At 41.8% G+C, this 24,399-nt stretch carries 24 protein-coding genes and 1 tRNA gene; 2 read left to right on the forward strand and 23 right to left on the reverse strand.

The window, feature by feature from the left end:
- Positions 1-54: 54 nt before the first annotated feature.
- Positions 55-1,779 carry an ABC transporter ATP-binding protein gene (locus LI126_RS07340; protein WP_055166538.1) on the forward strand — a complete coding sequence of 575 codons (1,725 nt, stop codon included), beginning with the start codon at positions 55-57 and terminating at the stop codon, positions 1,777-1,779.
- Positions 1,780-1,957: 178 nt separating this feature from the next.
- Here the strand turns inward: LI126_RS07340 and thrS are convergent, their stop codons facing one another.
- The 7 genes from thrS to LI126_RS07375 form a co-directional block, all read right to left on the reverse strand.
- On the reverse strand, positions 1,958-3,910 hold the full coding sequence (gene thrS, locus LI126_RS07345) for a threonine--tRNA ligase (RefSeq protein ID WP_227165117.1): 1,953 nt from the start codon (positions 3,908-3,910) through the stop codon (positions 1,958-1,960).
- A 442-nt stretch (positions 3,911-4,352) separates the two neighbouring features.
- Positions 4,353-5,264, reverse strand: coding sequence for a magnesium transporter CorA family protein (locus LI126_RS07350; RefSeq protein WP_227165118.1), 912 nt, complete (start codon positions 5,262-5,264; stop codon positions 4,353-4,355).
- The gene (ppk1, locus tag LI126_RS07355) at positions 5,261-7,363 is read right to left on the reverse strand and encodes a polyphosphate kinase 1 (RefSeq protein WP_227165119.1); all 2,103 of its coding nucleotides are present in this window, start codon (positions 7,361-7,363) and stop codon (positions 5,261-5,263) included. Before ppk1 ends, LI126_RS07350 begins: the two co-directional genes overlap by 4 nt.
- An 18-nt stretch (positions 7,364-7,381) precedes the next feature.
- Positions 7,382-8,086, reverse strand: a complete 705-nt coding sequence (locus LI126_RS07360) for an HD domain-containing protein (protein WP_054752276.1) — start codon at positions 8,084-8,086, stop codon at positions 7,382-7,384.
- On the reverse strand, positions 8,041-9,414 hold the full coding sequence (locus LI126_RS07365; protein WP_055147592.1) for a PhoH family protein: 1,374 nt from the start codon (positions 9,412-9,414) through the stop codon (positions 8,041-8,043). The genes LI126_RS07360 and LI126_RS07365 overlap by 46 nt, the downstream gene beginning before the upstream one ends.
- 283 nt (positions 9,415-9,697) lie before the next feature.
- Positions 9,698-10,420 carry an HAD family hydrolase gene (locus LI126_RS07370; RefSeq protein WP_054752274.1) on the reverse strand — a complete coding sequence of 241 codons (723 nt, stop codon included), beginning with the start codon at positions 10,418-10,420 and terminating at the stop codon, positions 9,698-9,700.
- Positions 10,421-10,597: 177 nt separating this feature from the next.
- A complete protein-coding gene (locus LI126_RS07375; protein WP_227165120.1) occupies positions 10,598-11,464 on the reverse strand; it encodes a LysR family transcriptional regulator in 867 nt (288 codons plus the stop codon).
- Positions 11,465-11,684: 220 nt separating this feature from the next.
- Between LI126_RS07375 and proB the strand changes: the two genes are divergently transcribed.
- Positions 11,685-12,482 (forward strand): glutamate 5-kinase, encoded by a 798-nt coding sequence (gene proB, locus LI126_RS07380; RefSeq protein ID WP_054752269.1) that lies wholly within the window; start codon positions 11,685-11,687, stop codon positions 12,480-12,482.
- A 93-nt stretch (positions 12,483-12,575) separates the two neighbouring features.
- Here the strand turns inward: proB and LI126_RS07385 are convergent, their stop codons facing one another.
- The 16 genes from LI126_RS07385 to ffh all read right to left on the reverse strand — a co-directional run bounded on the left by LI126_RS07385 (position 12,576) and on the right by ffh (position 24,399).
- On the reverse strand, positions 12,576-13,625 hold the full coding sequence (locus LI126_RS07385; RefSeq protein ID WP_055157250.1) for an aromatic acid exporter family protein: 1,050 nt from the start codon (positions 13,623-13,625) through the stop codon (positions 12,576-12,578).
- A gap of 227 nt (positions 13,626-13,852) precedes the next feature.
- On the reverse strand, positions 13,853-14,587 hold the full coding sequence (locus LI126_RS07390; RefSeq protein ID WP_055157252.1) for a GntR family transcriptional regulator: 735 nt from the start codon (positions 14,585-14,587) through the stop codon (positions 13,853-13,855).
- Positions 14,588-14,889: 302 nt separating this feature from the next.
- Positions 14,890-14,962, reverse strand: a tRNA-Thr gene (locus tag LI126_RS07395).
- 110 nt (positions 14,963-15,072) lie between these two features.
- The gene (locus LI126_RS07400) at positions 15,073-16,047 is read right to left on the reverse strand and encodes a mechanosensitive ion channel family protein (protein ID WP_020436875.1); all 975 of its coding nucleotides are present in this window, start codon (positions 16,045-16,047) and stop codon (positions 15,073-15,075) included.
- Positions 16,048-16,060: 13 nt separating this feature from the next.
- A complete protein-coding gene (pgeF, locus tag LI126_RS07405) occupies positions 16,061-16,909 on the reverse strand; it encodes a peptidoglycan editing factor PgeF (RefSeq protein WP_155204639.1) in 849 nt (282 codons plus the stop codon).
- 17 nt (positions 16,910-16,926) lie between these two features.
- On the reverse strand, positions 16,927-17,292 hold the full coding sequence (locus LI126_RS07410; protein WP_015529527.1) for a YraN family protein: 366 nt from the start codon (positions 17,290-17,292) through the stop codon (positions 16,927-16,929).
- Positions 17,293-17,383: 91 nt separating this feature from the next.
- Positions 17,384-18,142, reverse strand: coding sequence for a ribonuclease HII (locus tag LI126_RS07415; protein WP_155204641.1), 759 nt, complete (start codon positions 18,140-18,142; stop codon positions 17,384-17,386).
- Complete coding sequence (gene lepB, locus LI126_RS07420) at positions 18,135-18,671, reverse strand: signal peptidase I (protein ID WP_020436873.1); 537 nt, start codon at positions 18,669-18,671, stop codon at positions 18,135-18,137. Before lepB (LI126_RS07420) ends, LI126_RS07415 begins: the two co-directional genes overlap by 8 nt.
- A gap of 6 nt (positions 18,672-18,677) precedes the next feature.
- Positions 18,678-19,526, reverse strand: a complete 849-nt coding sequence (gene ylqF, locus LI126_RS07425) for a ribosome biogenesis GTPase YlqF (protein WP_020436872.1) — start codon at positions 19,524-19,526, stop codon at positions 18,678-18,680.
- A gap of 31 nt (positions 19,527-19,557) precedes the next feature.
- Positions 19,558-20,157, reverse strand: a complete 600-nt coding sequence (gene lepB / locus LI126_RS07430) for a signal peptidase I (protein WP_227165121.1) — start codon at positions 20,155-20,157, stop codon at positions 19,558-19,560.
- Between the two features lie 228 nt (positions 20,158-20,385).
- Entirely contained in the window at positions 20,386-20,733 is a 348-nt protein-coding gene (gene rplS, locus LI126_RS07435; protein ID WP_020436870.1) for a 50S ribosomal protein L19, read from the reverse strand.
- Between the two features lie 118 nt (positions 20,734-20,851).
- Positions 20,852-21,712: a tRNA (guanosine(37)-N1)-methyltransferase TrmD gene (trmD, locus tag LI126_RS07440; RefSeq protein ID WP_020436869.1), complete on the reverse strand. Its 861-nt coding sequence runs from the start codon at positions 21,710-21,712 to the stop codon at positions 20,852-20,854.
- Complete coding sequence (gene rimM / locus LI126_RS07445; protein ID WP_015529520.1) at positions 21,712-22,221, reverse strand: ribosome maturation factor RimM; 510 nt, start codon at positions 22,219-22,221, stop codon at positions 21,712-21,714. The genes trmD and rimM overlap by 1 nt, the downstream gene beginning before the upstream one ends.
- 217 nt (positions 22,222-22,438) lie before the next feature.
- Positions 22,439-22,666: a KH domain-containing protein gene (locus tag LI126_RS07450; protein ID WP_020436868.1), complete on the reverse strand. Its 228-nt coding sequence runs from the start codon at positions 22,664-22,666 to the stop codon at positions 22,439-22,441.
- A 79-nt stretch (positions 22,667-22,745) separates the two neighbouring features.
- Positions 22,746-22,991, reverse strand: a complete 246-nt coding sequence (rpsP, locus tag LI126_RS07455; RefSeq protein WP_015529518.1) for a 30S ribosomal protein S16 — start codon at positions 22,989-22,991, stop codon at positions 22,746-22,748.
- Between the two features lie 52 nt (positions 22,992-23,043).
- On the reverse strand, positions 23,044-24,399 hold the full coding sequence (gene ffh, locus LI126_RS07460) for a signal recognition particle protein (RefSeq protein WP_055147379.1): 1,356 nt from the start codon (positions 24,397-24,399) through the stop codon (positions 23,044-23,046).

Genomic DNA, 24,399 nt, shown 5'->3' on the forward strand with positions numbered 1-24,399 from the left:
TTACTTATGCTAAACTAATGTATATAAGAAAAAATAGGGAGGATTTATTTGTTTATGAATACACTAAAAAAATTCATCCACTACTATGGCCCGTACAAAACGGTCTTTTTTATTGACCTTCTCTGTGCAGCCATTATCAGTCTTGTGGATCTTGCTTATCCGCAGATTCTACGAAGTGCGACCAAGACACTTTTTACTCAGGATAAAGCAATTATCCTGCAGGCGCTTCCGTGGATCGCGATCGGACTCTTTATGATGTATGTCATCCAAAGCTTCTGCAAATATTATGTCAGCTGTCAGGGACATATCATGGGCGCTAAGATGGAGCGGGATATGCGTCAGGAACTCTTCGAACACTATGAAGAGCTGTCCTTTTCCTATTACAGTCAGAACAACTCCGGTCAGATGATGAGTAAACTGGTCAGTGACCTGTTCGACATTTCCGAGTTTGCACACCATGGCCCGGAGAACTTATTTATCTCATTAGTTAAGATCGTCGGATCCTTTATTTTCCTTTTCTTAATTAATAAGAAGCTGGCTCTTCCGCTGATCGTACTTGTGATCTTGATGTTCCTCTTCTCTTTCCGACAGAATCAGAAGATGCAGCGCACCTTTATGGAAAACAGAAAAAAGATCGGTGATGTCAATGCGAGCCTTCAAGATACTTTATCCGGGATCCGCGTTGTCCAGTCTTTTACAAATGAAGAGATCGAAAAGGAAAAATTCCAGAAGAGCAATCACGCCTTCCTTGTCTCCAAGAAAGACAATTACAGATGCATGGGCGAATTCATGAGCTCCAATCTCTTTTTCCAGGGAATGATGTATCTGGTCACACTTGTATACGGCGGCTATCTAATTGCCAACAATGAAATGTCAGCTGCTGATCTTGCGATGTATGCTCTTTATATCGGAATCTTTATCAGCCCGATCCAGATTCTCGTAGAGCTGATGGAAATGATGCAGAAAGGACTTTCCGGTTTCCGCCGTTTCCTTGATGTTATGGAGACAGAACCTGAGATTCAGGATGCACCGGATGCAGTAGAACTCAAAGATGTGAAAGGCCGTGTCTGCTACGAAGATGTCTCCTTCCATTACAGCGACGATGAAACGACTGTTCTCTCTCACGTATCGATCGAGATTCCTGCTGGGAAGTCAGTTGCATTGGTCGGTCCATCCGGCGGTGGAAAGACAACAATCTGTTCCCTGTTGCCTCGCTTCTACGACGTAACTGGCGGACGCGTCACAGTAGACGGACAGGATATCCGCTCTCTTACATTGAAGAGTCTTAGAAGCCAGATCGGTGTCGTTCAGCAGGATGTCTACCTCTTCTCCGGTTCCATCCGCGACAACATTGCCTATGGCAAGCCAGATGCGACAGAAGAAGAAATCATCGAAGCAGCAAAATGTGCGAACATCCATGACTTTATCATGGAACTGCCTGATCAGTACGATACATTCGTCGGCGAGCGCGGCGCAAGACTTTCCGGTGGTCAGAAACAGCGTATCTCGATTGCCCGTGTCTTCTTAAAGAATCCACCGATCCTGATCCTTGATGAAGCAACCAGTGCTCTTGATAACGAGAGTGAACGCTGGATCCAGCACAGTCTGGAAGAACTGTCCAAGAACAGAACAACTATCACGATTGCACATCGCCTGTCCACAATCAAAAATGCAGACGAGATTATTGTTATTACAGAAAATGGTATCGCAGAGCGCGGAACACATGAAACTCTGCTTGAGAAAAATGGTATTTATGCCGGATATTATAATATGACATAACTGTTTTATGAAATTTTATTTGGCGGATACGCCACACCGACGAAATGCGTAGCATTTTGGAGGTTGGCTCTGAACAGTTACAACATGACTTTAAAAAAGAATCTCCCGTAGAAATCAGTATTTTCATACTTGAACTTCTTCGGGAGATTCTTATTTTTGTTGTTTCGGGTAACTATTCTTACTCTTCTACTTCAATCTTACGGATTGTTTTCTTTGCAATCTCATCCTTGATTGCTTCGATGAATTCTCCAAGATCCTTAGAACCTTCATCTCCAAGATATCTGCTTCTTACAGATACTTTCTGCTCTTCCTCTTCCTTTGCTCCAACAATTAAGAGATATGGAACTCTGTTCAGACGAGCCTCACGGATCTTGTATCCCATCTTCTCGGAACGTCCATCTACTGAACAGCGGATATTAGCTTCTTTAAGCTGTGCTTCCACTTTCGCTGCATAATCATTGTATTTATCAGAAATCGGAATCACACGAACCTGCTCCGGACACAGCCATGTTGGAAACATTCCTGCATATTTCTCGATCAGCCATGCCAGTGTTCTCTCGTAGCATCCCATAGATGTACGGTGGATGATGTACGGACGCTGTTTGTCACCATTCTCATCGATATAGTACATATCAAACTGCTCAGCAAGAAGCGCATCCCACTGGATTGTGATCATTGTGTCTTCCTTACCATATACGTTCTTCGCATTGATATCAACCTTCGGTCCGTAGAATGCTGCTTCTCCGACATCCTCTACGAATGGAATGTTGAGTTCCTGAAGCATTGTACGGATATGACCTTCTGTCTCTTCCCATACTTCCGGTGCTCCAATATATTTCTTGGTATCTGTTGGATCCCATTTAGAAAGGTGATATGTTACATCCTCTTCTACTCCGAGAACCTGCAGACAATACTGTGCAAGTGCGATACAATCTTTGAACTCTTTTACCATCTGATCTGGTCTCACTACTAAATGTCCCTCAGAGATTGTGAACTGACGAACACGTGTCAGACCATGCATCTCTCCGGAATCCTCGTTACGGAACAGTGTAGATGTCTCACCATAACGAAGTGGCAGATCACGGTAGCTGTGCTGCTCTGCTTTGTATACATAATACTGGAATGGACATGTCATCGGACGAAGAGCAAATACTTCTTTATCTTTCTCCTCATCTCCTAAAACGAACATTCCTTCTTTATAGTGATCCCAGTGTCCGGAAATCTTATAAAGATCGCTCTTTGCCATAAGTGGTGTCTTTGTACGGATATATCCACGTTTTGCCTCTTCATCCTCAATCCAGCGCTGCAATTCCTGCATGATAATAACACCGTTTGGCATGATCAGCGGAAGTCCCTGTCCGATTACATCTACAGTTGTGAAAAGCTTCATCTCACGGCCAAGTTTGTTATGATCACGTTTCTTTGCTTCCTCTAACTGTGTCAGATGCTCTTTCAGCTCATCCTTTGTTGCATAAGCTGTACCGTAAATACGTGTCAGCATATGCTTGTTCTCATCACCTCTCCAGTAAGCTCCTGAAGATGATAACAGCTTGAATGCTTTGATTCCCTTTGTGCTCATCAGGTGCGGGCCTGCACATAAGTCAACCCAGTCTCCCTGAGAATAGAAGGAAATCTCTTCTCCTTCCGGAAGATCCTCGATCAGTTCAACCTTGTATGGCTCATTTTTCTCTTTGAAAAATGCGATCGCATCCTCTCTTGATTTTGTAAATCTTTCGATCTTTGCGCCTTTTTTGATAATCTTCTTCATTTCTTTTTCGATAGCGTCAAGGTCATCTCTTGAAAATGACTGACATTCGAAATCATAGTAAAATCCTGTATCAATAGAAGGTCCGATTGCAACCTTTGCCTCTGGGAAAAGTGTCTGAACTGCTTCTGCCATTACATGAGATGCTGTGTGACGAAGTACTGCCAGTCCCTTCTTATCTCTTGCTGTAAGGATATTGAGTTCACAGTCTTTATCAAGAACTGTACGAAGGTCTACAACCTCTCCATCTACTTCTCCTGCACAGGCTGCGCGTGCAAGTCCTTCACTGATGTCAAATGCAACGTCGATCACTGACTTTGCTTCTGAATATTCTTTTTTTGATCCATCTTTTAATGTAATAATCATTTTCGCTTCCTCCTATTTTCTTCAAGTAACTATGCATGCTTTCATTCGGGGATTCTATGGAAAAAGAAAAGACTCTATCTATCCCCTGCACTCACATGCAAGGGACGGATAAAGTCTGATTATCAATTACTTTACTATCCGCGGTTCCACCCTTTTTGTTTTCAAGATCACAGCAAATGTACTGCTTTAAAACCACTTCATTCATGATTATAACGGAATCACCGGACCGGATTGGGGCCACTCAGAGGTAGTCTTCAAATGATTCCTGCTAAGATACTTCCAGCAAATGTATCTCTCTCTGTAACATTCCACATCCTACTCGTCTCGTCATCGTGTTATCGGCTAAGAACTATGTTGCTTTATAATCCTTAACTTCTTCTGACCATCATTATAGCATTCAATCGAGGATTGTCAACGTTATTTTTACAGTTTTTTCAGTTTTTTAGATGATCTTCTTTTTCTTGAAGATCAAAATACAGATCACGATAATAACAATACTAAGTGCCATTACCGCCGGATATCCATTTTCAAGTCCAGGCATATCTTTGAAGTTCATTCCAAACCATCCCGTAATCAATGTCAGTGGGAAGAAAATCGTAGAAATCACTGTTAAAAACTGCATGTTGTTATTCTGTCTATTATCAATCTGAGACTGGTAAGCCTCCTTTACCTGACGGGCATATTCCAACAGATGAGAAGTACGGCTCATCAGACGGTCTGCACGGTCAGTAAGTGTTCCGAAGTATTTCAATTGATCATTCAAAAACAATCCATTCTCGTTCTCTTCAAGCTCTTTTGTCAAGTCCATCATCTCATCATAATAGCTTCTCAGATTCAGAAGTTCCCTCCGGATCGGCATCAGTCGGTTCTGGATCGTATCTGTATGATCCTGGGACACATCCTCTTCCATACGAAGAAGTCTACGCTCATAGGCCACAAGGATCTCCAGATCCCTACTCATGAATTCTGCTATGTAATTATAGAGGAATCTCTCTTTCGTCTCACCCTGATGCATTCGTTTCCTCTTGATCCTACTAATAAGCCGCTCTGAAAATGTCTCGTCATCTACGATAACAACATTATTTTCATTTACAAACATGTACATTCGGTATCTGCTTCCTAATACATCAAGAAGCTTTGGAATGCAGAAAGTTCCTACCATACATTCCTGCTGATTCTCAATCTTACAGAATCCGATCTTTGCAATCTGGATTTCTGCTTCATATACAATCCCTGCTATTGCTAATGTCTCCTCCGCATGATTGGAATCTGTGAGGAACACAGCCGGACACTTCTCTTTCTCCCATTCTTCCTGACTGATCTCTGTCAGACGTTCCCCGAATTTATAGATCATTCTATCACCTTATTTTCTGTCTGTTGTACAGCCGCCTCCAACTGATTACTACTGTTCACTGCAGCTTTCGCATAGGCTTCCTGGTAAAGAAGTTCCTGTGAGTTAATTGGCTGTCCCTTACATTCTACCACAGAATAGGCTCCTTTTGCATCCTCCTTTCGCGCTTTTTTGTTATCACTTAACATCAGATCAAAAAGATCCTGCAGACATTTCTTTAATCGTTCGGAATAAACCGGCGCTGCAACCTCTACACGCTTTACTGTATTTCGTGTCATAAAATCAGCAGATCCGATATAATACTGTGCCTCTTCTCCATTTCCGAAGATATAGATTCTGGAATGTTCCAGGAATCTTCCGACAACACTAATCACATGAATATTTTCTGTCTCACCTTCTACGCCCGGAATCAAACAGCAGATACCTCTGATGATCATGTCAATCTTCACGCCAGCCTTAGACGCATCGATTAATTTATCAATGATACGCTTATCTGTCAGAGAATTCATTTTCAGTCCGATGTATGCAGTCTCTCCATTTTTCTGTTTCTTGATCTGTTCCTCGATTTTCTCGATCACTTTAGACTGAAGGCATTTTGGTGCAACGAGTAAATGTTCCATATCTTCAACTACTTCACCTTTAGCCAGTGCCTGAAAAACTCTTGCGGCATCCATTCCAATCTGCTCATTCGCTGTCATAAGAGAGAGGTCTGTATAAAGTCTTGCGGTCTTCTCGTTGTAGTTTCCTGTTCCGATCTGTGTGATGTACTGGATTCCATTTTCCCCTCTGCGTGTGATCAGGCACAGCTTGGAGTGTACTTTATAATGCTCCAGTCCGTAGATAATCTGGCATCCGGCCTCTTCGAGCATTCTGGACCAGCGGATATTATTCTCCTCATCAAAACGTGCACGAAGCTCTACTAAGACAACAACTTCTTTTCCGTTCTCTGCCGCCTCGCAAAGTGCCTCGATGACCTTACTCTGTTTTGCCAGTCGGTACAATGTCATCTTAATGGAAATGACACTGTCATCCTCTGCTGCTTCTGTCAGCATTTTCAGGAAAGGTCTGATAGAATCATAAGGATAGGATAACAGCTTGTCTTCCTGTGTGATCTGCTGTAAAATGCTCTGTCCATCCTTGAATTCCGGACTCTTCTGCGGCACGCGCTTTTCATAGAAGAGCTCTGTATTTCTGCGCAGAAGATCCTGAAGCTGGAACACGAAAGAAACATCCAGTGGTGCTTCACTACGGAATACTCTGTCCGGAGTTACATCCAGGTATCTGCACAATGCGTCTACAACAGTTTCATCCATCTCTCTGGAAAGATCAATACGCACCGGAGAGAGTTTCTTTCTCTGCTTCATCAGATCTTCCATAAACTCACGATAATCAAGATCCTCATCATAAGCCGCATCGGCATCGATATCCGCATTTCTTACGACCTTCAATAAAGATTTCCCCTTTACCTTGTATCCCTTAAAGACTTTGCCAATATAATGAAGAATCAGATCTTCAATGAGCATATATCTTCCTTTTCCACCGGGAAGTTCAACCATTCTTGTCAGCATATTGTTGGAGCATGGAATGATTCCGATTCTTTCCTTCTTATTTCTCGTCTCAAGAACAACGACTGCGTAAATTTCTCCATTTTTTAAGAAAGGAAATGGTTGTCTCTTACCGACGATTGTCGGTGAACTTAAAGGCATGATCTCCTTCATAAAATACTTCTCAAGAAATTTTTTCTCCTCTGATTTTGCAGAAGCATGATTAATCAATGTAATTCCGTACTCTTCAATCTTCTTCATCAGCTTCTCATAAGCCTTATCTTTTCTCTGATTCAGCTTCTTAACTTCTTTAATGATTGCCCGGATCTGTTCTGCTGAAGTCATCTTTGTCTTATTCTCTCTGATCTCTGTACTGATCAGCATCTGATCCTGAAGTGATCCGACACGCACACGGAAGAATTCATCCAGATTACTCTGATAGATTGACACAAATGTCATACGCTCGCACAGCGGTACTTCCGGGTTTTCTGCTTCCTCCAATACTCTTTCATTGAACTTCAACCAGGATAATTCACGGTTCATGTATACATTACTCATTTTAATTTTCTCCATCCTTTAACACATTTTGTTGCCATTTGCAATTAGCTTAAATTTACAGTCAAGGCGTTCTGCCGCTCTTCTGCACATGATCATACGCTCCAGAAAGATTTCAAAATAATCCATAACGGTGCAGATTTCATCATCTAGCTCCAGTTCCATCTGAATTACTTTCTTCTCTTTTTGAATTGTCAACTTCGTTGACAGGGCTGCATAATTTACCCTGTCATGTATGTCAAATGTTGCCGGAACCGGATTCTGTACACGGTTTCGTCTTACATCTGTCTTATCTGCCAGTATCAGTGCAGCTGATACCGGATCCACAGCATCTCCGGTTGCCTCGTCATGGTGACCGATTGCTGTCATAATTACCAGAACATCTTTCAATGACATCTCTGTATCCTTTAATATCTGATATGCCAGCAGTGCACCGCTGTGTGCATGATCATGCCTGTTAATACTATTTCCGATGTCATGCATATAACCTGCGATTCTTGCAAGTTCAATCTTATGTTTTCCATATCCGAGCTCTGTCAGAATCTTGCCTGCAGTATCTGATACTTTTGCGGCATGTTTTTTGGAATGTTCTGTATATCCAAGCTCTTTTAAAGTAGCATTTCCCTGTTCGATCAACAGATTTATTTCTTCTATCTCCCGAATCTCTTTATATGTTGTTTTCAAAGTCTTTTTACTGCCTCCATTGCAAGTTCTGAACGTTCGCATTCTTCTGCTGTCATCGTCAGTTGCCAGCACAATGGACTTCCTTTCATATGTTCTGCCGCATAACTCAGACCATTGGTTCTCTCATCCAGGAACGGACGGTCTATCTGATTCGGATCTCCTAAAAGAATGATCTTCGTATCCTTTCCTGCTCTTGTGATAATGCCTTTGATCTGATCCGGCGTTGTATTCTGCGCTTCATCAATGATCAGATACGTCTTGACGATCGACCGGCCACGGATAAAATTCAGTGCCTCTGCCTGAATGAAACCTCTGGAATAAATTTCCTCCACTTTATCCCGCAATACCTCTTCGTCTTTATAACGCTCGTCCTCATTCGAATCAAGCAACTGCTCCAGGTTATCAAGGACCGGGCGCATCAACGGAGAAATCTTTTCCTGTTCATCTCCCGGAAGGAATCCGATTCCTTCGTCAAATTGCGCATTCGGTCTACAGACAAGAATCTTTCTGTATTCGCCTGTCGGATGATTCATCAATTTTTCCAGACCTACTGCAAGAGAATAAAATGTCTTGCTTGTTCCGGCCATTCCTTTGACAATAACAAGCGGTGCTTTCTCTGCTGGCTGCATCAAAGCTTCCTGTAAGAAATACTGTCCTGCATTTCTTGGAGAAATTCCATACGGAGAACTCTTTTTAAATTCCAGTTTCCGAAGGATTCCATGCTCCACTCTTCCAAGATGTGTCTTCTTTCTTGCCTGATCTGATTTAATGATCACAAACTGATTTTCCAAAAGATTAGGACAAAATGCTTTCTCATTCTCATCTAATTGATAAACTTCATCCACCGGTATTCCCTTTTTCTTAAAATCCTTAAACAATTCATCCGGTGCATAAACTTCACATCTTCCGGTATACTGTCTGTCATGAGCTATCACCTGCTCGGAAATAAAATCTTCTGCACACAGATCCAACACCTGTGCTTTAATTCGAAGCAGGATATCTTTCGTCACAAGAACAACCTGTTCTTTTCTTGATTTCTTTAATCCAAGGCAAACCTTTAAGATTCTGTTATCTGCGACCTCCAGAGATAAATCTACCGGAAGTTCAACATCTACAAAATTCTTTTCAACCCAACAGATTCCTCCATTCTCAAGGGATACACCCTCCAGAAGATTCCCCTTCTGACGCAGTTCTTCAAGCAGACGGATACATTTTCTTGCATTGGCTCCTGTCTCGCCATCTGCTTTTTTCAAATGATCAAGTTCTTCCAATACAACCATCGGGAGAACGACCAGATTATCCTCAAAACTAAAAAGCGCATTTGGGGACTGAATCAGAACATTGGTATCCATCACATAAATTTTAATCATATAATAATGCCCTCTCTGAGTCTTTGTTGTCATCTTAAATACAAAGCTGACAACATTCTTTTCCATTTTTCTGTTCTATTTTACAAATGCTGCTTTACATTCTGATATGATTTATGTTAAATCCATGTAAAACAAATTTCTCTATTGCGCCTTTCTTACGCTTGTTTTCAGCTTCCTATAAACACAAAACACCTTGAAGAGATTTTTTACTAATACCTCCTCAAGGTGTTTCGCAATATTAAACGATTATCTTTCATTCTTATTTTACATTCTCACCGCGCTCTTACACTTCCGGCAATTCTTTTACAAATTCCAGTAACTCTTCCATCGAGCCCTGATATTCGGAGTCGATCGGAAGGTTTTTCTTATTCTCCATCGTATCTGTGATAAGAAATACAGGAACTCCAAGCGCACGGATCGCAAGATCTTCCTCCACGTCATTTCCAACCATCAGACACTCTGACGGATCAAGCTCAAACTGTTCCAGAATTTGACGGAAATATTCCGGATTTGGCTTACAATATACATGATCTTCATATGTTGTAATAATCTTAAAATCTTCCGGATCCAGTCCCGCCCAGTCGATACGATTCATTGTTGCACATCTTGGAAAGATCGGGTTCGTTGCAAGATAAACTTCAATGCCTTTCTTCTTCGCCTCTTTTATAACCATATCTGAAAGTGGTGTCGGCTGTGTCGTGCACTTGGCCTGATTGAATTCATCCTCATAAAATGCATCTGCGATTGCCTCTGATTCTTCCACAGAAAGCGGCAGGAATTCATCAATATAACTCCAGAATGCCTCTCGATTTGTTCTGGAACCATCATTTTTCACCATCGCCTCATAGCCTTTCCATACTGCACCAATGAATCCTTTTGGATCCATTTCCACGCCTTTCTTCAAATATGCCTTTGCAAGAAGCGGCATATAAAAACGGACAAATTCGTCCTGTACCATCGGTAAAAGTGTTCCGTCTAAGTCAAATAAAATATGTTTAATCGCCATCTTTTTCTCCTTCTTTCAATCTTTGTGCTCTTCTCTGATTGCTGATGACTCTTATAATGTCGGTCATAGAATAAGCCCTTTTTATCATAATAGTAACATTATACTCTCATATATTTCCTTCTATCAAGCAAATTATCATTCAGAACATACCACTTCATAAAAGTTTCACATTTCTTATTATCTATACTGCAGATACTCCAGGAACCGCTTCACCGCCGGAGTTGCACCTTTTCTGTTACGCATGACAAGTCCTATATTACGATACGCCGGGATTTCCAGTTCTCGTGTAACAATTCGATACGGAATCCGTTTCAAGATCAGTTCCGGCAAAACACTGATTCCAAGCCCGCTCTCAACCATCGCCATGATCGCGTAGTCATCCCATGTTGTGAAATGTACTTTCGGCTTTAAATTACTTCTTTCAAAGATCTCAGAAACTTCTGCCTTAGCACCTTTCTCCAATAGCATAAACGGTTCCTCACAAAGCGCACTGACCGGAATCTTCTGAAGTTCTGTCAGCGGATGTCCTTCCGGAAGCACGACAAGCAGCCTGTCCTGCTCCAGGAAAATTGTATCCATCTCATCCCTTACCGGCAATCTTGTGAATCCACAGTCAATTCGCCCTTCCATGATCCATTCTTCAATATCCGTATAATCACCCAAAAGCATCTCGTAATCAATGTTTGGATAATTTTTCTGAAATTCCTTGATAATATTCGGCAGCCAATGTGTTGCTACGCTGGAAAATGTACCGATACGGATCAATCCTGACTTTAACCCTTGAAGCTCATCAACTTCCAATTGAAGTTTCTCGTATTCTCTGCAGACCCGTTCCGCATAAGGAAGTAACTTCATCCCGCTGCTTGTAAGCTTTACTCCTGACTTGCTTCGTTCAAGCAGAACTATCTTCCATTCCTTTTCCAGATCATTGATCATTCGGCTGATCCCGGACTGGGAATAACTCAACTGTTCCGCTGCCTTTGTAAAACTTCCACACTCTACTGTCTTAACAAATGCCATGTATTTCTGAATACTTCCATCCATGAATTTAACACTCCTTTCGCTTTACATTTTCCCATCTGTTTTCGCTACGAAAAATCTCTTCACTTACTTTATATTTGATTTTGTCATGTAATCCATGAGAAACATTCGCTTTTGTAATTGATAACTGTATGATACTATAAAACAGTCGATGAGACAAGGCTGGTTGTTAACCGACATCCGGAAATTATTTTAAAAGATATTCAGCAAGGAGTTATGTATTATGGGACTTTATAATAATCGAATCGTAGTAAAAGTTGGAACATCTACACTTACCAATGACGCCGGAAAGAGCGATCTTCGTACAACAGACCGTCTTGCCTGTGTACTTTCTGATATCCAGAACATGGGATATGAAGTTGTACTCGTTTCCTCCGGAGCGATCGCAGTCGGAAGAAATAAACTGAACATGACTGCTAAACCAGACAGTATGCGTATGAAACAGGCTGCTGCTGCAGTTGGACAGTGTAGTCTGATGTATCTGTATGACAAGTTCTTCGGTGACTATGACAAGACAGTTGCCCAGATCCTGCTCAATGCAGATGATATTGAAGAAGAAGAAAAAAAGGAAAATCTGATCAATACATTCAATGCGCTTCTCGAGATGGGTGTAATCCCGATTGTAAACGAAAATGACTCCGTAAGCTATAAAGAAATCGAATCCGAGGATCGTCTCTTCGGTGATAACGACATGCTCTCAGCTGTCGTTGCAGTACTCTGCCGCGCAAAGCATCTGGTCATTTTCTCCGACATTGATGGATTTTATGATCACGATCCAAGATTGTATCCAAATGCACAGCTAATCGATCAGATTGATACAATTGATGACAGCGTCTATGCTTTAGCCGGTGGCGCAGGTTCCCGACGTGGAACAGGCGGAATGCGTACAAAACTTCAGGCCGCATCCCTTGCCACTTCCCAGGGAACAAACACAATTGTTACAAACGGAAAGCATCCGGAAGTCCTTTATGATATTGTAAAAGGCGGAAGAGCCGGCACATTATTCCCGGGAAAAATCTGATTCTTTCAGTAACATATTATAATTAATAAAAACGGATTAAAATCAGAAAATGCTTTGTTTTTGTTTCTTCTGACTTTAATCCGTTTCTTTTCATCATTTCTGCAACTCGTTTGCGCTATCTTTTTGCTCCATCTCCTGTTTCCAGTAGATACGAAGCTTCTTCTCATCCAATCCATTCACAAATCGCTTCTTATATACAAGAAATTCCTCCAGATCCATCAAAATATGATACAGAAGTGCTCGTCCTTCGAACTCTTCGCGCGTCTTTGGAAGTTCTTCTTGCTTCATTTGCTCCGAAATCTCTTCCAACTTCTCAATCTGCTGATCTGGAATATTCATCTCAACAACATAATCTGCCATATACATGATATAATCTGCGATCACAAGTGCCTGCTTCGGCATCTTACGGATCTTCTTGATCTCATAATGCAGGTTATGAAGTACCTGCAGCTGCGCCAGACGCATTTCAAAGTAATCTATATAGTATCCCGGATGCGAATGAAATGTATTATCCTGGTAATCATACGCTGCCTTGATAAATTCATGCATTCTCCCCTCAAAGGCGATGATCTGATCCCAGACATTAATCTCCATATCTTTATTATGAAGATACGCTGCAAGTTCACACAAAAGAATCTGTAGCTGATTCTCTGTCTCCCTCATATAACGAATCAGATCCTGTCTCTGTCCTTCATAATCATAGAACAAATTCAGTACAATCGCGATTGTGATTCCAATCATTACTAAAAACAGCTCATTGCGAATAAACTCCGGACTAAAATCTCTTGTCATAAGAAAATGTGTGCCGATAACGGCATTTACCGAAATTGTTGCCGACCATCCAAGACTATGACTGACCGCAACGATCAGAAATACATAGATTCCATACGCAAGCCAGGAACTCGTCATATGTCCAAATGTCAACGCCGCCAGAACTACCGCCAAAACAAATGTCGCCATACGATAAAAAGATAATTTCACCGTCTCCCATTTTGTTGTTACTAACGTAAGCAGTGTGATACTTCCGGCAGATGCCTCATACTCCAATCCCAGTATATGCGCTAGATAAATTGCTACACTGCTGCCCACCGCGATCTTAATTGCCTGCAGCAGGACTCTTTTTACTTGTCGTGCTTTTTCCATCGTCCTCCCTTTCCAATTTTCTAACCCATCATCTGATTTATATTTTATCATCATATTTGCGATATAATCCAGTGTTTTTTCAACACAGCTTGTATAAAATGACGAACATGAGGTGCCTTTGCTACCATAGCAATCGCTCACTAACAAATCTAGATAAGACTTTGTTTATAGAAAAAGGGGTGATTACAACCTACATATGTATGTAATCACCCCTATAACAATTCAACCTATTTTTCTGTTTCTTCTGCCTTCTTCTCCCATCTTTCTACAAAAGCATCAGCATAAGAAAGATAGTATTCTCGAAGTCCCATTCGGATCTTCTGCTCATTATTCTCTGCAATACCTTCTGTGATACGGCGAAGCTGCTCTAACTTCTGCTGCTTATCTCCCATCTTCTCAATTGCATAAGCTACATAACCATCCATCGTCTTCCCCTGAAGCTGTGACAGATATGGATTCTCAAACAAACTGATGAGTCTCTCCTGATAAACCATCTCCCACTCTGCCTTCTTCTCTGGTCTCAATGCATTCTCCATGCCGGAAAGTATCTGAAAAAGCTGCTCGCTTGGAGTTTTCTCAATCTCTTGCTCAAGGAAAAGCTTGCTCTGTCCATCTTCTTCGAATTCTGTCTGACTCGTTTGTTCCACATTTTTCCTTCGAAGCATCTGCTCTTTCTTTGCAACTAAGATCATATTCTCTGCTGCCATCGCTGCAATCACATGAAATACATCATGAATCTGCTGTGCGCTCAAAACTACTGCCTGGATATGACGGTTTGGAAGACGTACCGCAAATCCCTCCTGAACAAGATTCTGTAATGCCTCACGGATCGGCATTCTTGAAACACCAAGACGCTCTGCAAGTGCTTCCTGTGCCAGCTCTTCTCCCGGTTTCATAACTCCTGAAAGAATCTCCTCTTTAATTAACTGCACAATGTAATCTTTTGTCTGTACTGATGCCATATTTTCACCCTCTGTATTTTTTCTATTTCTCTGCTTCTGTCTAATCTTGTTTTAAAAGAATTAATTTTATTTCTTTTTACTTTATTAGAGAAAATTTTTCATCTTTTTTATAAACTCGTAACAATATTGTATCCATTTTCATTTCCTTCGTCAAGATGCTTTTTCGTATCCGTTCTAAGTTCGTTATAAGTGCGCATCCTAAGCGGAGCGTTTTTTATATATTAGGAAAGAACTTTCCTAATATATAAAAAACCGCTGCTGATTCCAGATACAACTGAAATCAACAACGGTCTTTACTCTTCAGCCGAAAATCGGACTCGAACCGACGACCCCTTCATTACGAGTGAAGTGCTCTACCAACTGAGCTATTTCGGCATATGGTCGTCAATTCTGACGACCTTTGTTATTATATCGCGTTTGGATATAAATTTCAACCTCTTTTTTAATCAACTTCTATAGACTTTTATCCTTCTAATAAATAATAACTAATGATTTGCCATATGAACTGTCAACTGATTATATGGGATGTCAATGCCTTCCTCATCAAAAGACATTTTAATCTCCTCAAGGATTCTCCAGCGCGTTGTCCAGTAAGCTTCTGTCTTCACCCAGGCTCTAAGTCCGATCACAACACTGCTGTCTGCAAGTTCTGATATGAACACTTTAATCTCTTCATCCTGAATAACATCTTCATCCTTCAGTAGAAGATTCTCTACGATCTCTTTTGCTTTCTTCAGATCAGATTCATAAGAAATTCCTACTTTAAGATCCAGCTGACGTTCCGGTCTTGCTGTTACATTTGTCAGACTGTTACTTGTCAGAATACTGTTTGGCACAACGATCGTCTTATTATCGATTGTTGTCATCTTTGTATAGAAGATCTGAATTACCTTTACAGTTCCTTCGATTCCCTCTGAATTCACAATAATATAATCTCCAACTGCAAATGGTCTGAGAAGAAGAATCAAGATACCTCCTGCAAAGTTCGACAGACTCCCTTGTAATGCCAGACCGATTGCCACACCGGCGGAAGCGATGATCGCTGCTACAGAAGAAGATTCTACGCCAAATTTTGTTGCGATCATAAAGATCAGAAGTGCGTATAACCCAAATTTCAACATAGAATCAACAAACTGACGAACTCCAACATCCGCATTGGATCTCTCCATTGATTTGCCTACCACTTTACGTATAACAGATATCACCTTAGATCCGATCAGGTAAAATACTATCGCGAAAATCACCTTCAACCCAAAGGCAATCAGATTCGGAATATTATCATTAAAATATTGTACAAAGCGATTCACTTCATCTGCTGTACTTGCTGTTACTTCCTGTGCAGAATCAAGCACATCATTGACGGAACTGTTATTCGTCTGCGTTGCTGTTTGGGCCAGTGCAAAAGCTGTCCCCTTTGTCAGTAATGCTGTTCCAAGTTCTTTCACTGTTGTCAGATACATACTTTTAACCTCCTTATTTTAATGCAAGAAATGCACACAGATTTCCCCTGTTGTTCCCCATCGTCCGGTGAGAATATAGGATCTTACTATTACAATGTGTACAAACATTTGTGATTGCCATATGCTCCGGCAGAATTCCACTTTCCAGGAAGATCAGCTCATTTGCCTTCCATAAATTCAACTGATATTTTCCATTCTCTTTCTTATAGAAAAGATCCTCCCAATACTTTTTTTCAAAAGCTTCTTTAAACTGCTCAATTACATCCTCACTGACTTCATAACAATCCATACATACTGATGGTCCTACTGCTGCAAGCAGATCTTCCGGTTTGGATCCAAAATTCTCCTGCATCAGCTGAACAGTATTTTTTCCAATCTTTCCAACAGTTCCTCTCCAGCCGGAATGACTCAGCCCGATTGCCTTTTTCACCGGATCCACAAAGTAAAGTGGTACACAATCTGCATAGGAAGTCACAAGACAGATTCCCGGAACATTTGTGATCATCCCATCCACATCTGTATAATTGCGTTCCCGCATAACACCTTTTCCCTTATCTTCCGCTGTAACCACACGGACATTCGTTGTATGTGTCTGCTTCGACAGAACCATATCTTCGACATTAACACCCATTGATGCTCCGATTCTTTTAAAATTCTCTAATACCCTTGCCGGGTCATCTCCACGATCAAAGCTTAGATTTAGAGAAGAATAATGGCCCTCACTGACTCCTCCAAGTCGTGTAGAAAAAGCACTCGTTACAATGCCCGTCTCCTGAAACAATGGATATTCCAAATAAGGAGTTTTCTTTTCTACTTCATCAAAAATATGTGCCGCGTTCTTATAAATCAATCCTAAACTCATATTCTGTCCTTTCTTCTCTATCCGCAAAATGCATTCTTCACCAGCTGGATCCTTGTCCCTTCAATACCGATCACATCAAATCTGCATGGGACATCACTAATATGATATTCCGTCAGATAATACATTGCTGCCTGAAATATCTTTCTCTGCTTTCTTGCATCTACAGCTTCCAGCGGACTCCCCTTGCCAGGACCAGTCCTGTACTTCACTTCACAGAATACCAGATTCTCCCCCTCTTTTGCAACAATATCAATCTCTCCTATGCGACAGCGATAATTGTACTGTAGTATCTGATAGCCATGCTGTTCCAGATAAAAACCTGCTGCCTGCTCATAGTTTCCACCTGTCTTGCGGTTATTCTTTTCTTTTTTCGGATCCTTCATCTACCTGATTCCCCTCTTCTAATCCGTCGAACTTTCGGATTTAAGAAGAGCTGCCATTGGCAGCTCTTTCTTTTATACAACTCTGATATCATTAAATAAACTTCTTGATAAATGTCTTTCTATGTATCGGTGTCGGTCCATATTTCTTGATTGCCTCAATATGTTCTTTGGATCCATATCCTTTATGGCCTGCAAATCCATACTCTGGCATCACTTTATCATATTCTACCATCAGCCGATCCCTTGTCACTTTTGCAAGAATACTTGCCGCTGCAATAGACACACTCTTCGCATCTCCTTTAATAATCGGAACCTGCGGAATGATCATCTCCGGAATCGTCACAGCATCATTCAAAAGAATCCCTGGTTCTACTGCCAGCTTTGAAATTGCTTCACGCATTGCCTCATAAGTTGCCTGTAGAATATTAATTTCATCGATTCTCGCCGGACTTGCCATACCTACTGCCGCTGCAACCGCTTTCTCCATAATCTCATCATACAACTCTTCTCTCTTTGCAGCAGACAGTTTTTTTGAATCATTCAGATAGAGAATCTCACAATCCTTTGGGAGAATCACTGCACCGGCTACTACCGGTCCTGCCAGAGGACCTCTTCCTGCCTCGTCAATTCCACAGATAAAACTATAATCCGCATATTTTCTCTCGAATGTTTTCATTACCTCGAGGCGTTCTCTCTCCTGAACAAGTGCCTGCTGCTTCTTCCGATATCTTGCTGTCAGATTTCTTACACCTGTTCTGGAATCCGTCTCGTATTCCTGACAAAGTGCTTCCCACTGTTGTTCTCCTGCCTGTTCAAATTCTATCTTGATCTCGCTAATACTTTTACTCATGATGTATCACCCCAATTTGACTCAATGGCCACACGCGAATCCATGCCCTTCCGATCAGATCTTTTCTATGGATTAAACCAACATCGGATGCTCTGCTGTCGCTGCTGTTATTCCGATTATCTCCAAGTACAAAATATTCATCCTCACCCAGTGTTAATGGTTCTTCTGCAATGCCCGGATTCTCCATTACTTCATTCCCATAATGTTCATCCAGACGCATCCCATCAATATAAACCATTCCGGATAAAATCTGTACTGTCTCTCCCGGCAGCCCGATGATCCGCTTAATATAATAGGTATTGTCCTGGTATTGATATGGAAATACTACGATGTCATATCGTTTCGGATCTCTGAAGCGGTAAGTCATTTTATCAACAATCAGCTGATCCTTATCTGACAGTGTAGTTTCCATAGAAGAACCACTGACTTCTGTTCTCTGCCCCACAAAGGTAACCACGGTCCAGGTAAGAGCAATGATCAGTACAATATACAGAAGCCATCCAGCCAGTTCTTTTATAATTTCTTTCATACCGTATTAGTTCTCCTCTGGAAGCTCCAGTGTAAGCCTTCCAAGGCGGCCATTACGAAAATCATCCAAAAGAATTGCCGCTGCTTTTTCCACATCTAATTCGCTTCCTCTGACCAGACAGTGTCTGCTTTCTGCAATTCTTCTTAACACTTCATAATTATCTTCTGAAGATTCTATCGTGTACTTCTCTTCAAGAACTCCCGGATATGACTGATTTAAAAATTTCACAAGCTCACTTGCCAGTTCTTCTGTCTGAAGAATCTCGTCTTTAATCGAACCGATAAACGCAAGACGCAAACCTACTGTCTGGTCTTCAAACTTCGGCCAGAGAATTCCCGGTGTATCCAAAAGTTCTACATTCTTATTCAGACGGATCCACTGTTTTCCCTTTGTCACTCCAGGCTTATTTCCTGTTTTTGCACAGGCTTTTCCTGCCAGCGCATTGATAAAGGTAGATTTTCCTACGTTCGGAATTCCTACCACCATGGCACGTACTGGACGGTTCAGGATTCCACGCTTTCTGTCACGTTCCATCTTCTCCTTACATGCTTCCTGGATCACAGACTGGATCGACTTGATTCCGCCGCCTTTCTTAGAATTCACTTTCACGACAGAATATCCCTGCTTCTTGAAATATTCCATCCACTCATCATTTCTTCTGTCTTCCGCAAGATCTGCCTTATTCAAAAGAATCAGTCTCGCCTTATTCTTTCCAAGCTCATCGATGTCCGGATTACGACTGCTGAGCGGCACTCTTGCGTCAACCAACTCAATAATCAGATCGATCAGCTTAATATTCTCCTGCATCATTCTTCTGGCCTTTGTCATATGGCCAGGATACCACTGAAAATGCATTGCATTCCTCCTGTTATTTTTTCATTCTATTTTATCTTTTTACAAATCCGAAATGTTCCCCGGAGCTTACATTGAACCAGACCTTTCCATAGATCTCATCTGCCTTTACCACTCCGACCGTCTCAGATCTGCTGTCTTCGCCTGACTCTTCATTATCTCCGAGCAAAAAGTACTCGTCTTTGCCAAGCTTTATCTCATCAGAAGCTATCCCCGCATCTTTTATCTCTGATACATGAATATGTTTCTTCTGCTCTTTCCCATTAATATAAACAGTTCCATCCTTGATCTGGATAGTCTCTCCCGGAAGACCGACAATCCTTCTAATTAAAAGATGAACTTCGCGGTTTCCGTCTGGTCGAAATGCCACCACAGTTCCTCTGGAAGGTGTCTTCATATCCACGATCAGACGATCTACAAGAACAACCTCTCCATTTTCAATTGTCGGACTCATGGCATCTCCTGCATTGCTTACACGATGCCCGAAAAATGCAATCAAAAGTACTGCCACCAGACAAACACATAGTATCTCTCCTGCAAGAATCAAAGAATTCTTTGTTATATGATAATTCTTCTTTTCAAACTTTAATTTCTTACTTCGGTTTGTAAATTTCAGATGGTTTTTCTTCTTCATCTGCGGCTTCTTCTTTTTCTTTCTTCTGTTATTCTTTCGAAAACTCAGATTCTGCCCCATAGGTTCCTTATTTTCCTTCCCAACTATGAGAAACACGCTCCGCGAGTTTCTCAAATTATCGCGGCAATCACCAAGGTCTCGTGCAAGCACGGACTTTGGCTCGTTGCTCGCGTAAGCTATAAGAAAAGGGACAATATACAAGTTCTGTAATTGTCCCTCTCATAGTTACTATTTTACTAATTCTTTTACCTTAGCAGCTTTACCAACACGCTGTCTTAAGTAGTTCAGTTTCGCTCTTCTTACTTTACCTCTGCGAACAACTTCTACTCTCTCAACATGTGGAGAATGTACCGGCCATGTCTTCTCAACACCGATTCCGTTAGATGTCTTTCTTACTGTGAAAGTCTCTCTTGCTCCGCCACCCTGTCTTTTCAGGACTGTTCCTTCGAAAACCTGGATTCTTTCGCGGTTACCCTCTTTGATCTTGGCATATACTTTTACTGTATCACCAACATGAAATTCAGGTGCGTTCTCCTTTAACTGTTCTGCTTCGATTTTTCTAATGATTTCGTTCATTTTGTGTGACCTCCTTAATATTTGACGTTCTTAACACTTCACTTTTGTGCCAGAGGACCATCGCGCTTCTTTTCACAACTTTTGTAGTTTACCATATTTCCGGGCTTTTTTCAAGTCCCTATTTCATTTTTTCTGCTTCTTTGCGTTCCCGTTTCACCTGGCGGATCCATTTCTTCTCTTTATCCGTCAGATTACTCTCCTTGAGAAGATCCGGGCGCCGCTCCATTGTACGAAGGATTGACTGCTCTCTTCTCCATTTTTCAATATTCGCATGATGTCCGGACAGAAGGATGGGCGGAACTTTCTTCCCTCTCCACTCTTCCGGTCTGGAATACTGCGGATACTCCAGAAGATTATCCTGAAATGACTCAAATTCTGCTGAGACATCATTGTGAAGCACTCCCGGAACCAGTCTTGAGATCGTATCGATCATGACCATTGCCGGAAGCTCGCCTCCGGTCAGTACATAATCTCCGATGGAAACATAATCTGTCACGATTTCTTCCAGAACGCGTTCGTCGATCCCTTCATAATGACCGCAAAGCAACACAAGGTCTTCCTCCTGAGCCATCTCCTCTGCCATCTTCTGGTTAAATACATCTCCCTGTGGAGAGAGATAGACTACACGCAGTGGACGCTTCTTCGAATTTTCATCCTGCAAATCACTGTTGCGCACTTCAGAACAATCCGCTGGTTCCGTTGACGTGACTTCTTCCGACTTGATATTCTCCTGCTTTCTCTTGTCGATCTGCTCTTTCACAGCCTCATAAGCCAGATACACCGGTTCTGCCTGCATCAACATGCCTGCACCGCCGCCATATGGATAATCATCCACACTGTTATGCTTATTAAATGCATAATCACGGATATTCACTGCATTGATCGAAAGAAGTCCATTGTTGATTGCACGGCCTGTAATACTTGTATTCACACCTTGCTCGATCATCTCCGGAAATAAAGTCAATACATGGAAATTCATTACAGTAATCCCTCCATCAGATGCACTTTCATCTTCTTCGCTTCTACATCAATATCCAGAATGCACTCGTGAATTGCAGGAAGCAGCACTTCTCCGTGATTCTCAGAAGTAATGATATACACTTCGTTTGCTCCTGTCTCCATCACGTCTTTGAGTACTCCAAAGCGTTCCTCACTGTCATCTGTATAGACCTCCATACCGATCAGATCACCGATATAATACTCGTCCTCTTCCAGTTCGACAGCATTTTCTCTTGTTACAAAGAGACTTTTTCCTTTATATTTTTCAATATCATTGATATTATCAATACCCTTGAATTTCACAATTACAAATTGCTTAAAAAAACGAACAGACTGAATCTCAAGATCCAACTTTTCCCTTCCTGTATCAAGGACAACATTTTTCAATGTCTGAAAACGCGCAGCATCATCCGTTGTCGGGAATACCTTAACTTCACCACGCAGACCATGTGTGGAAGAAATCACTCCCACCTGAAGAAATTGTTCCATTCCTGATTCCTTTCTTATGAAACTATGAGAAACACACTTCGCGAGTTTCTCAAGTTATCGCGGCAGTCGCCAAGGTCTCGTGCAAGCACGGACTTTGACTCGTTGCTCACGTAAAAAGAAAGGGGCAGTCTCTTCTTTATGAAGGCTGTCCCTTTTTTAAGCCCTGCTTTACCAAGCAATGACTCTGTTACTTTTTTCTTTCGTCCTGATACTGTTCTTAAACAATATCGACAACGACTTTCTTGTCTTCCTTTGTTGCTGCTGCCTTAACAACAGAACGGATTGCTTTTGCAATACGACCCTGCTTACCGATCACTTTACCCATGTCGCCATCTGCTACATGAAGTTCCAGTACAGTAGTTCTGCCTTCCTTTTTCTCAGTAACTGAGACTTCATCCGGCTGATCTACCAGTGCCTTTGCAATAACTTCAACTAATTCTTTCATGATACTCGCCCTCCGCGGAGACATCGTTATTTATCTGCAGCTGATCACTCAGCTACAGACATTACTCATACAGATTCGATTATTTCTCGATTCCTGCTGCTTTGAAGATCTTTCCAACAACTTCTGTTGGCTGAGCACCATTGTTGAGCCATTTCTTAGCTGCTTCCTCGTCTACTTTGATTGCGCTTGGCTCAAGGTTCGGATCGTATGTTCCGATTTCCTCGATGAATCTTCCGTCTCTTGGAGATCTAGAATCTGCTACTACGATTCTGTAAAAAGGAGCCTTCTTCTGTCCCATTCTCTTTAATCTGATCTTTACTGCCATTTTTTTCACCTCATAATTTTTCTTAATTTTTTGTTATTGTTTCATTTATATGTCAAAAGGGAAGCTTGAATTTGCCCCTTTTTCCACCTTTGCCACCCATCATTCCAGGAAGTTTCTTCATCATCTTTCTGGATTCGTTGAACTGTTTTACCATACGGTTCACATCTGCAATATCCACACCTGCACCCTTGGCAATTCTGTGCTTTCTGGATGGATTCAGCAGATCCGGGTTTCTTCTCTCTTCCAAAGTCATGGAGTAGATGATTGCTTCCATCTGAGCCATCTTCTTCTCATTCTCTTCGGAATCAAGATCAGGCATCTTACCTCCGAGATTACCCATTCCAGGCAGCATTCCCATGATGCTGGACAAACCGCCCATCTTACGCATCTGTTCCATACTGTCAAGATAATCTTCAAAGTCAAACTGAGCTTTCTTCATCTTATCAGCCATCTTCTTGGCTTTCTCTTCATCAAGCTCAGCGCCTGCCTTCTCAATCAGGGAAAGGACATCTCCCATTCCCAGAATTCGGGATGCCATTCTGTCCGGATAAAACTGCTCCAGATCTGAAAGCTTCTCTCCCATGCCGACATAAAGGATCGGTCTTCCTGTCACTGCCTTGATAGACAGCGCAGCACCGCCTCGTGTATCTCCGTCAAGCTTTGTGACGATCACACCGTCGATTCCAATCTTATCGTTAAAGGAACTTGCTACATTCACCGCATCCTGTCCGGTCATCGCATCGACAACCAGGATGGTCTGATGAACTTCCACAACTTCCTTGATCTCCTGAAGCTCTGCCATCATATCTTCATCTACATGAAGACGTCCTGCAGTATCAAGGATCACAATATTGTTACCATTCTTTGCTGCATGCTCAACTGCTGCCTTCGCAATATCCGCCGGCTTATTCTTGTCTCCCATGGAGAACATCTCTACGCCCTGCTTCTCTGCGTTGATCTCCAACTGCTTAATTGCAGCCGGACGGTAAACATCACATGCTACCAGAAGTGGTTTCTTACCTTTTAACTTAAACTTTCCTGCAAGCTTTGCAGTTGTTGTTGTCTTACCTGCTCCCTGAAGACCTGCCATCATGATCACTGTGATCGCACTGCCCGGTTGAAGCTTGATCTCTGTTGTCTCAGATCCCATAAGCTTAACCAGCTCTTCATTAACGATCTTGATCACCATCTGTCCTGGATTCAGTCCGTTCATCACATCCTGACCAACAGCCCTCTCCTGAACATCCTTAATGAAGCCCTTAACAACCTTGAAGTTAACATCTGCTTCAAGAAGCGCCATCTTAACTTCCTTCAGAGCTGCCTTAACATCATCCTCTGTCAGTCTTCCCTTGCTTCGCAGGTTCTTAAATACATTCTGAAGTTTTTCACTTAAGCTGTCAAATGCCAT

Source organism: Mediterraneibacter sp. 210702-DFI.5.30, assembly GCF_020560115.1.
Classification (GTDB): domain Bacteria; phylum Bacillota; class Clostridia; order Lachnospirales; family Lachnospiraceae; genus Mediterraneibacter; species Mediterraneibacter faecis.

Bases quoted from the DNA above. Each gene is read 5' to 3' on its own strand.
- LI126_RS07385 (WP_055157250.1), bottom strand. From the start codon at position 13,625: ATGGAAAAAGCACGACAAGTAAAAAGAGTCCTGCTGCAGGCAATTAAG.
- LI126_RS07365 (WP_055147592.1), bottom strand. From the start codon at position 9,414: ATGATTAAAATTTATGTGATGGATACCAATGTTCTGATTCAGTCCCCA.
- trmD (WP_020436869.1), bottom strand. From the start codon at position 21,712: ATGAATTTCCATGTATTGACTTTATTTCCGGAGATGATCGAGCAAGGT.
- LI126_RS07340 (WP_055166538.1), top strand. From the start codon at position 55: ATGAATACACTAAAAAAATTCATCCACTACTATGGCCCGTACAAAACG.
- LI126_RS07415 (WP_155204641.1), bottom strand. From the start codon at position 18,142: ATGAGTAAAAGTATTAGCGAGATCAAGATAGAATTTGAACAGGCAGGA.
- LI126_RS07350 (WP_227165118.1), bottom strand. From the start codon at position 5,264: ATGATCTATAAATTCGGGGAACGTCTGACAGAGATCAGTCAGGAAGAA.
- rimM (WP_015529520.1), bottom strand. From the start codon at position 22,221: ATGGAACAATTTCTTCAGGTGGGAGTGATTTCTTCCACACATGGTCTG.
- LI126_RS07400 (WP_020436875.1), bottom strand. From the start codon at position 16,047: ATGTATCTGACAACAGTGAAAGAACTTGGAACAGCATTACTGACAAAG.
- ppk1 (WP_227165119.1), bottom strand. From the start codon at position 7,363: ATGAGTAATGTATACATGAACCGTGAATTATCCTGGTTGAAGTTCAAT.
- pgeF (WP_155204639.1), bottom strand. From the start codon at position 16,909: ATGAGTTTAGGATTGATTTATAAGAACGCGGCACATATTTTTGATGAA.
- lepB (WP_227165121.1), bottom strand. From the start codon at position 20,157: ATGAAGAAGAAAAACCATCTGAAATTTACAAACCGAAGTAAGAAATTA.
- rplS (WP_020436870.1), bottom strand. From the start codon at position 20,733: ATGAACGAAATCATTAGAAAAATCGAAGCAGAACAGTTAAAGGAGAAC.
- ylqF (WP_020436872.1), bottom strand. From the start codon at position 19,526: ATGCATTTTCAGTGGTATCCTGGCCATATGACAAAGGCCAGAAGAATG.
- LI126_RS07375 (WP_227165120.1), bottom strand. From the start codon at position 11,464: ATGGATGGAAGTATTCAGAAATACATGGCATTTGTTAAGACAGTAGAG.
- thrS (WP_227165117.1), bottom strand. From the start codon at position 3,910: ATGATTATTACATTAAAAGATGGATCAAAAAAAGAATATTCAGAAGCA.
- LI126_RS07370 (WP_054752274.1), bottom strand. From the start codon at position 10,420: ATGGCGATTAAACATATTTTATTTGACTTAGACGGAACACTTTTACCG.
- LI126_RS07450 (WP_020436868.1), bottom strand. From the start codon at position 22,666: ATGAAAGAATTAGTTGAAGTTATTGCAAAGGCACTGGTAGATCAGCCG.
- rpsP (WP_015529518.1), bottom strand. From the start codon at position 22,991: ATGGCAGTAAAGATCAGATTAAAGAGAATGGGACAGAAGAAGGCTCCT.
- LI126_RS07360 (WP_054752276.1), bottom strand. From the start codon at position 8,086: ATGCGAACGTTCAGAACTTGCAATGGAGGCAGTAAAAAGACTTTGAAA.
- lepB (WP_020436873.1), bottom strand. From the start codon at position 18,671: ATGAAAGAAATTATAAAAGAACTGGCTGGATGGCTTCTGTATATTGTA.
- LI126_RS07390 (WP_055157252.1), bottom strand. From the start codon at position 14,587: ATGGCATCAGTACAGACAAAAGATTACATTGTGCAGTTAATTAAAGAG.
- ffh (WP_055147379.1), bottom strand. From the start codon at position 24,399: ATGGCATTTGACAGCTTAAGTGAAAAACTTCAGAATGTATTTAAGAAC.
- LI126_RS07410 (WP_015529527.1), bottom strand. From the start codon at position 17,292: ATGAAGGATCCGAAAAAAGAAAAGAATAACCGCAAGACAGGTGGAAAC.
- proB (WP_054752269.1), top strand. From the start codon at position 11,685: ATGGGACTTTATAATAATCGAATCGTAGTAAAAGTTGGAACATCTACA.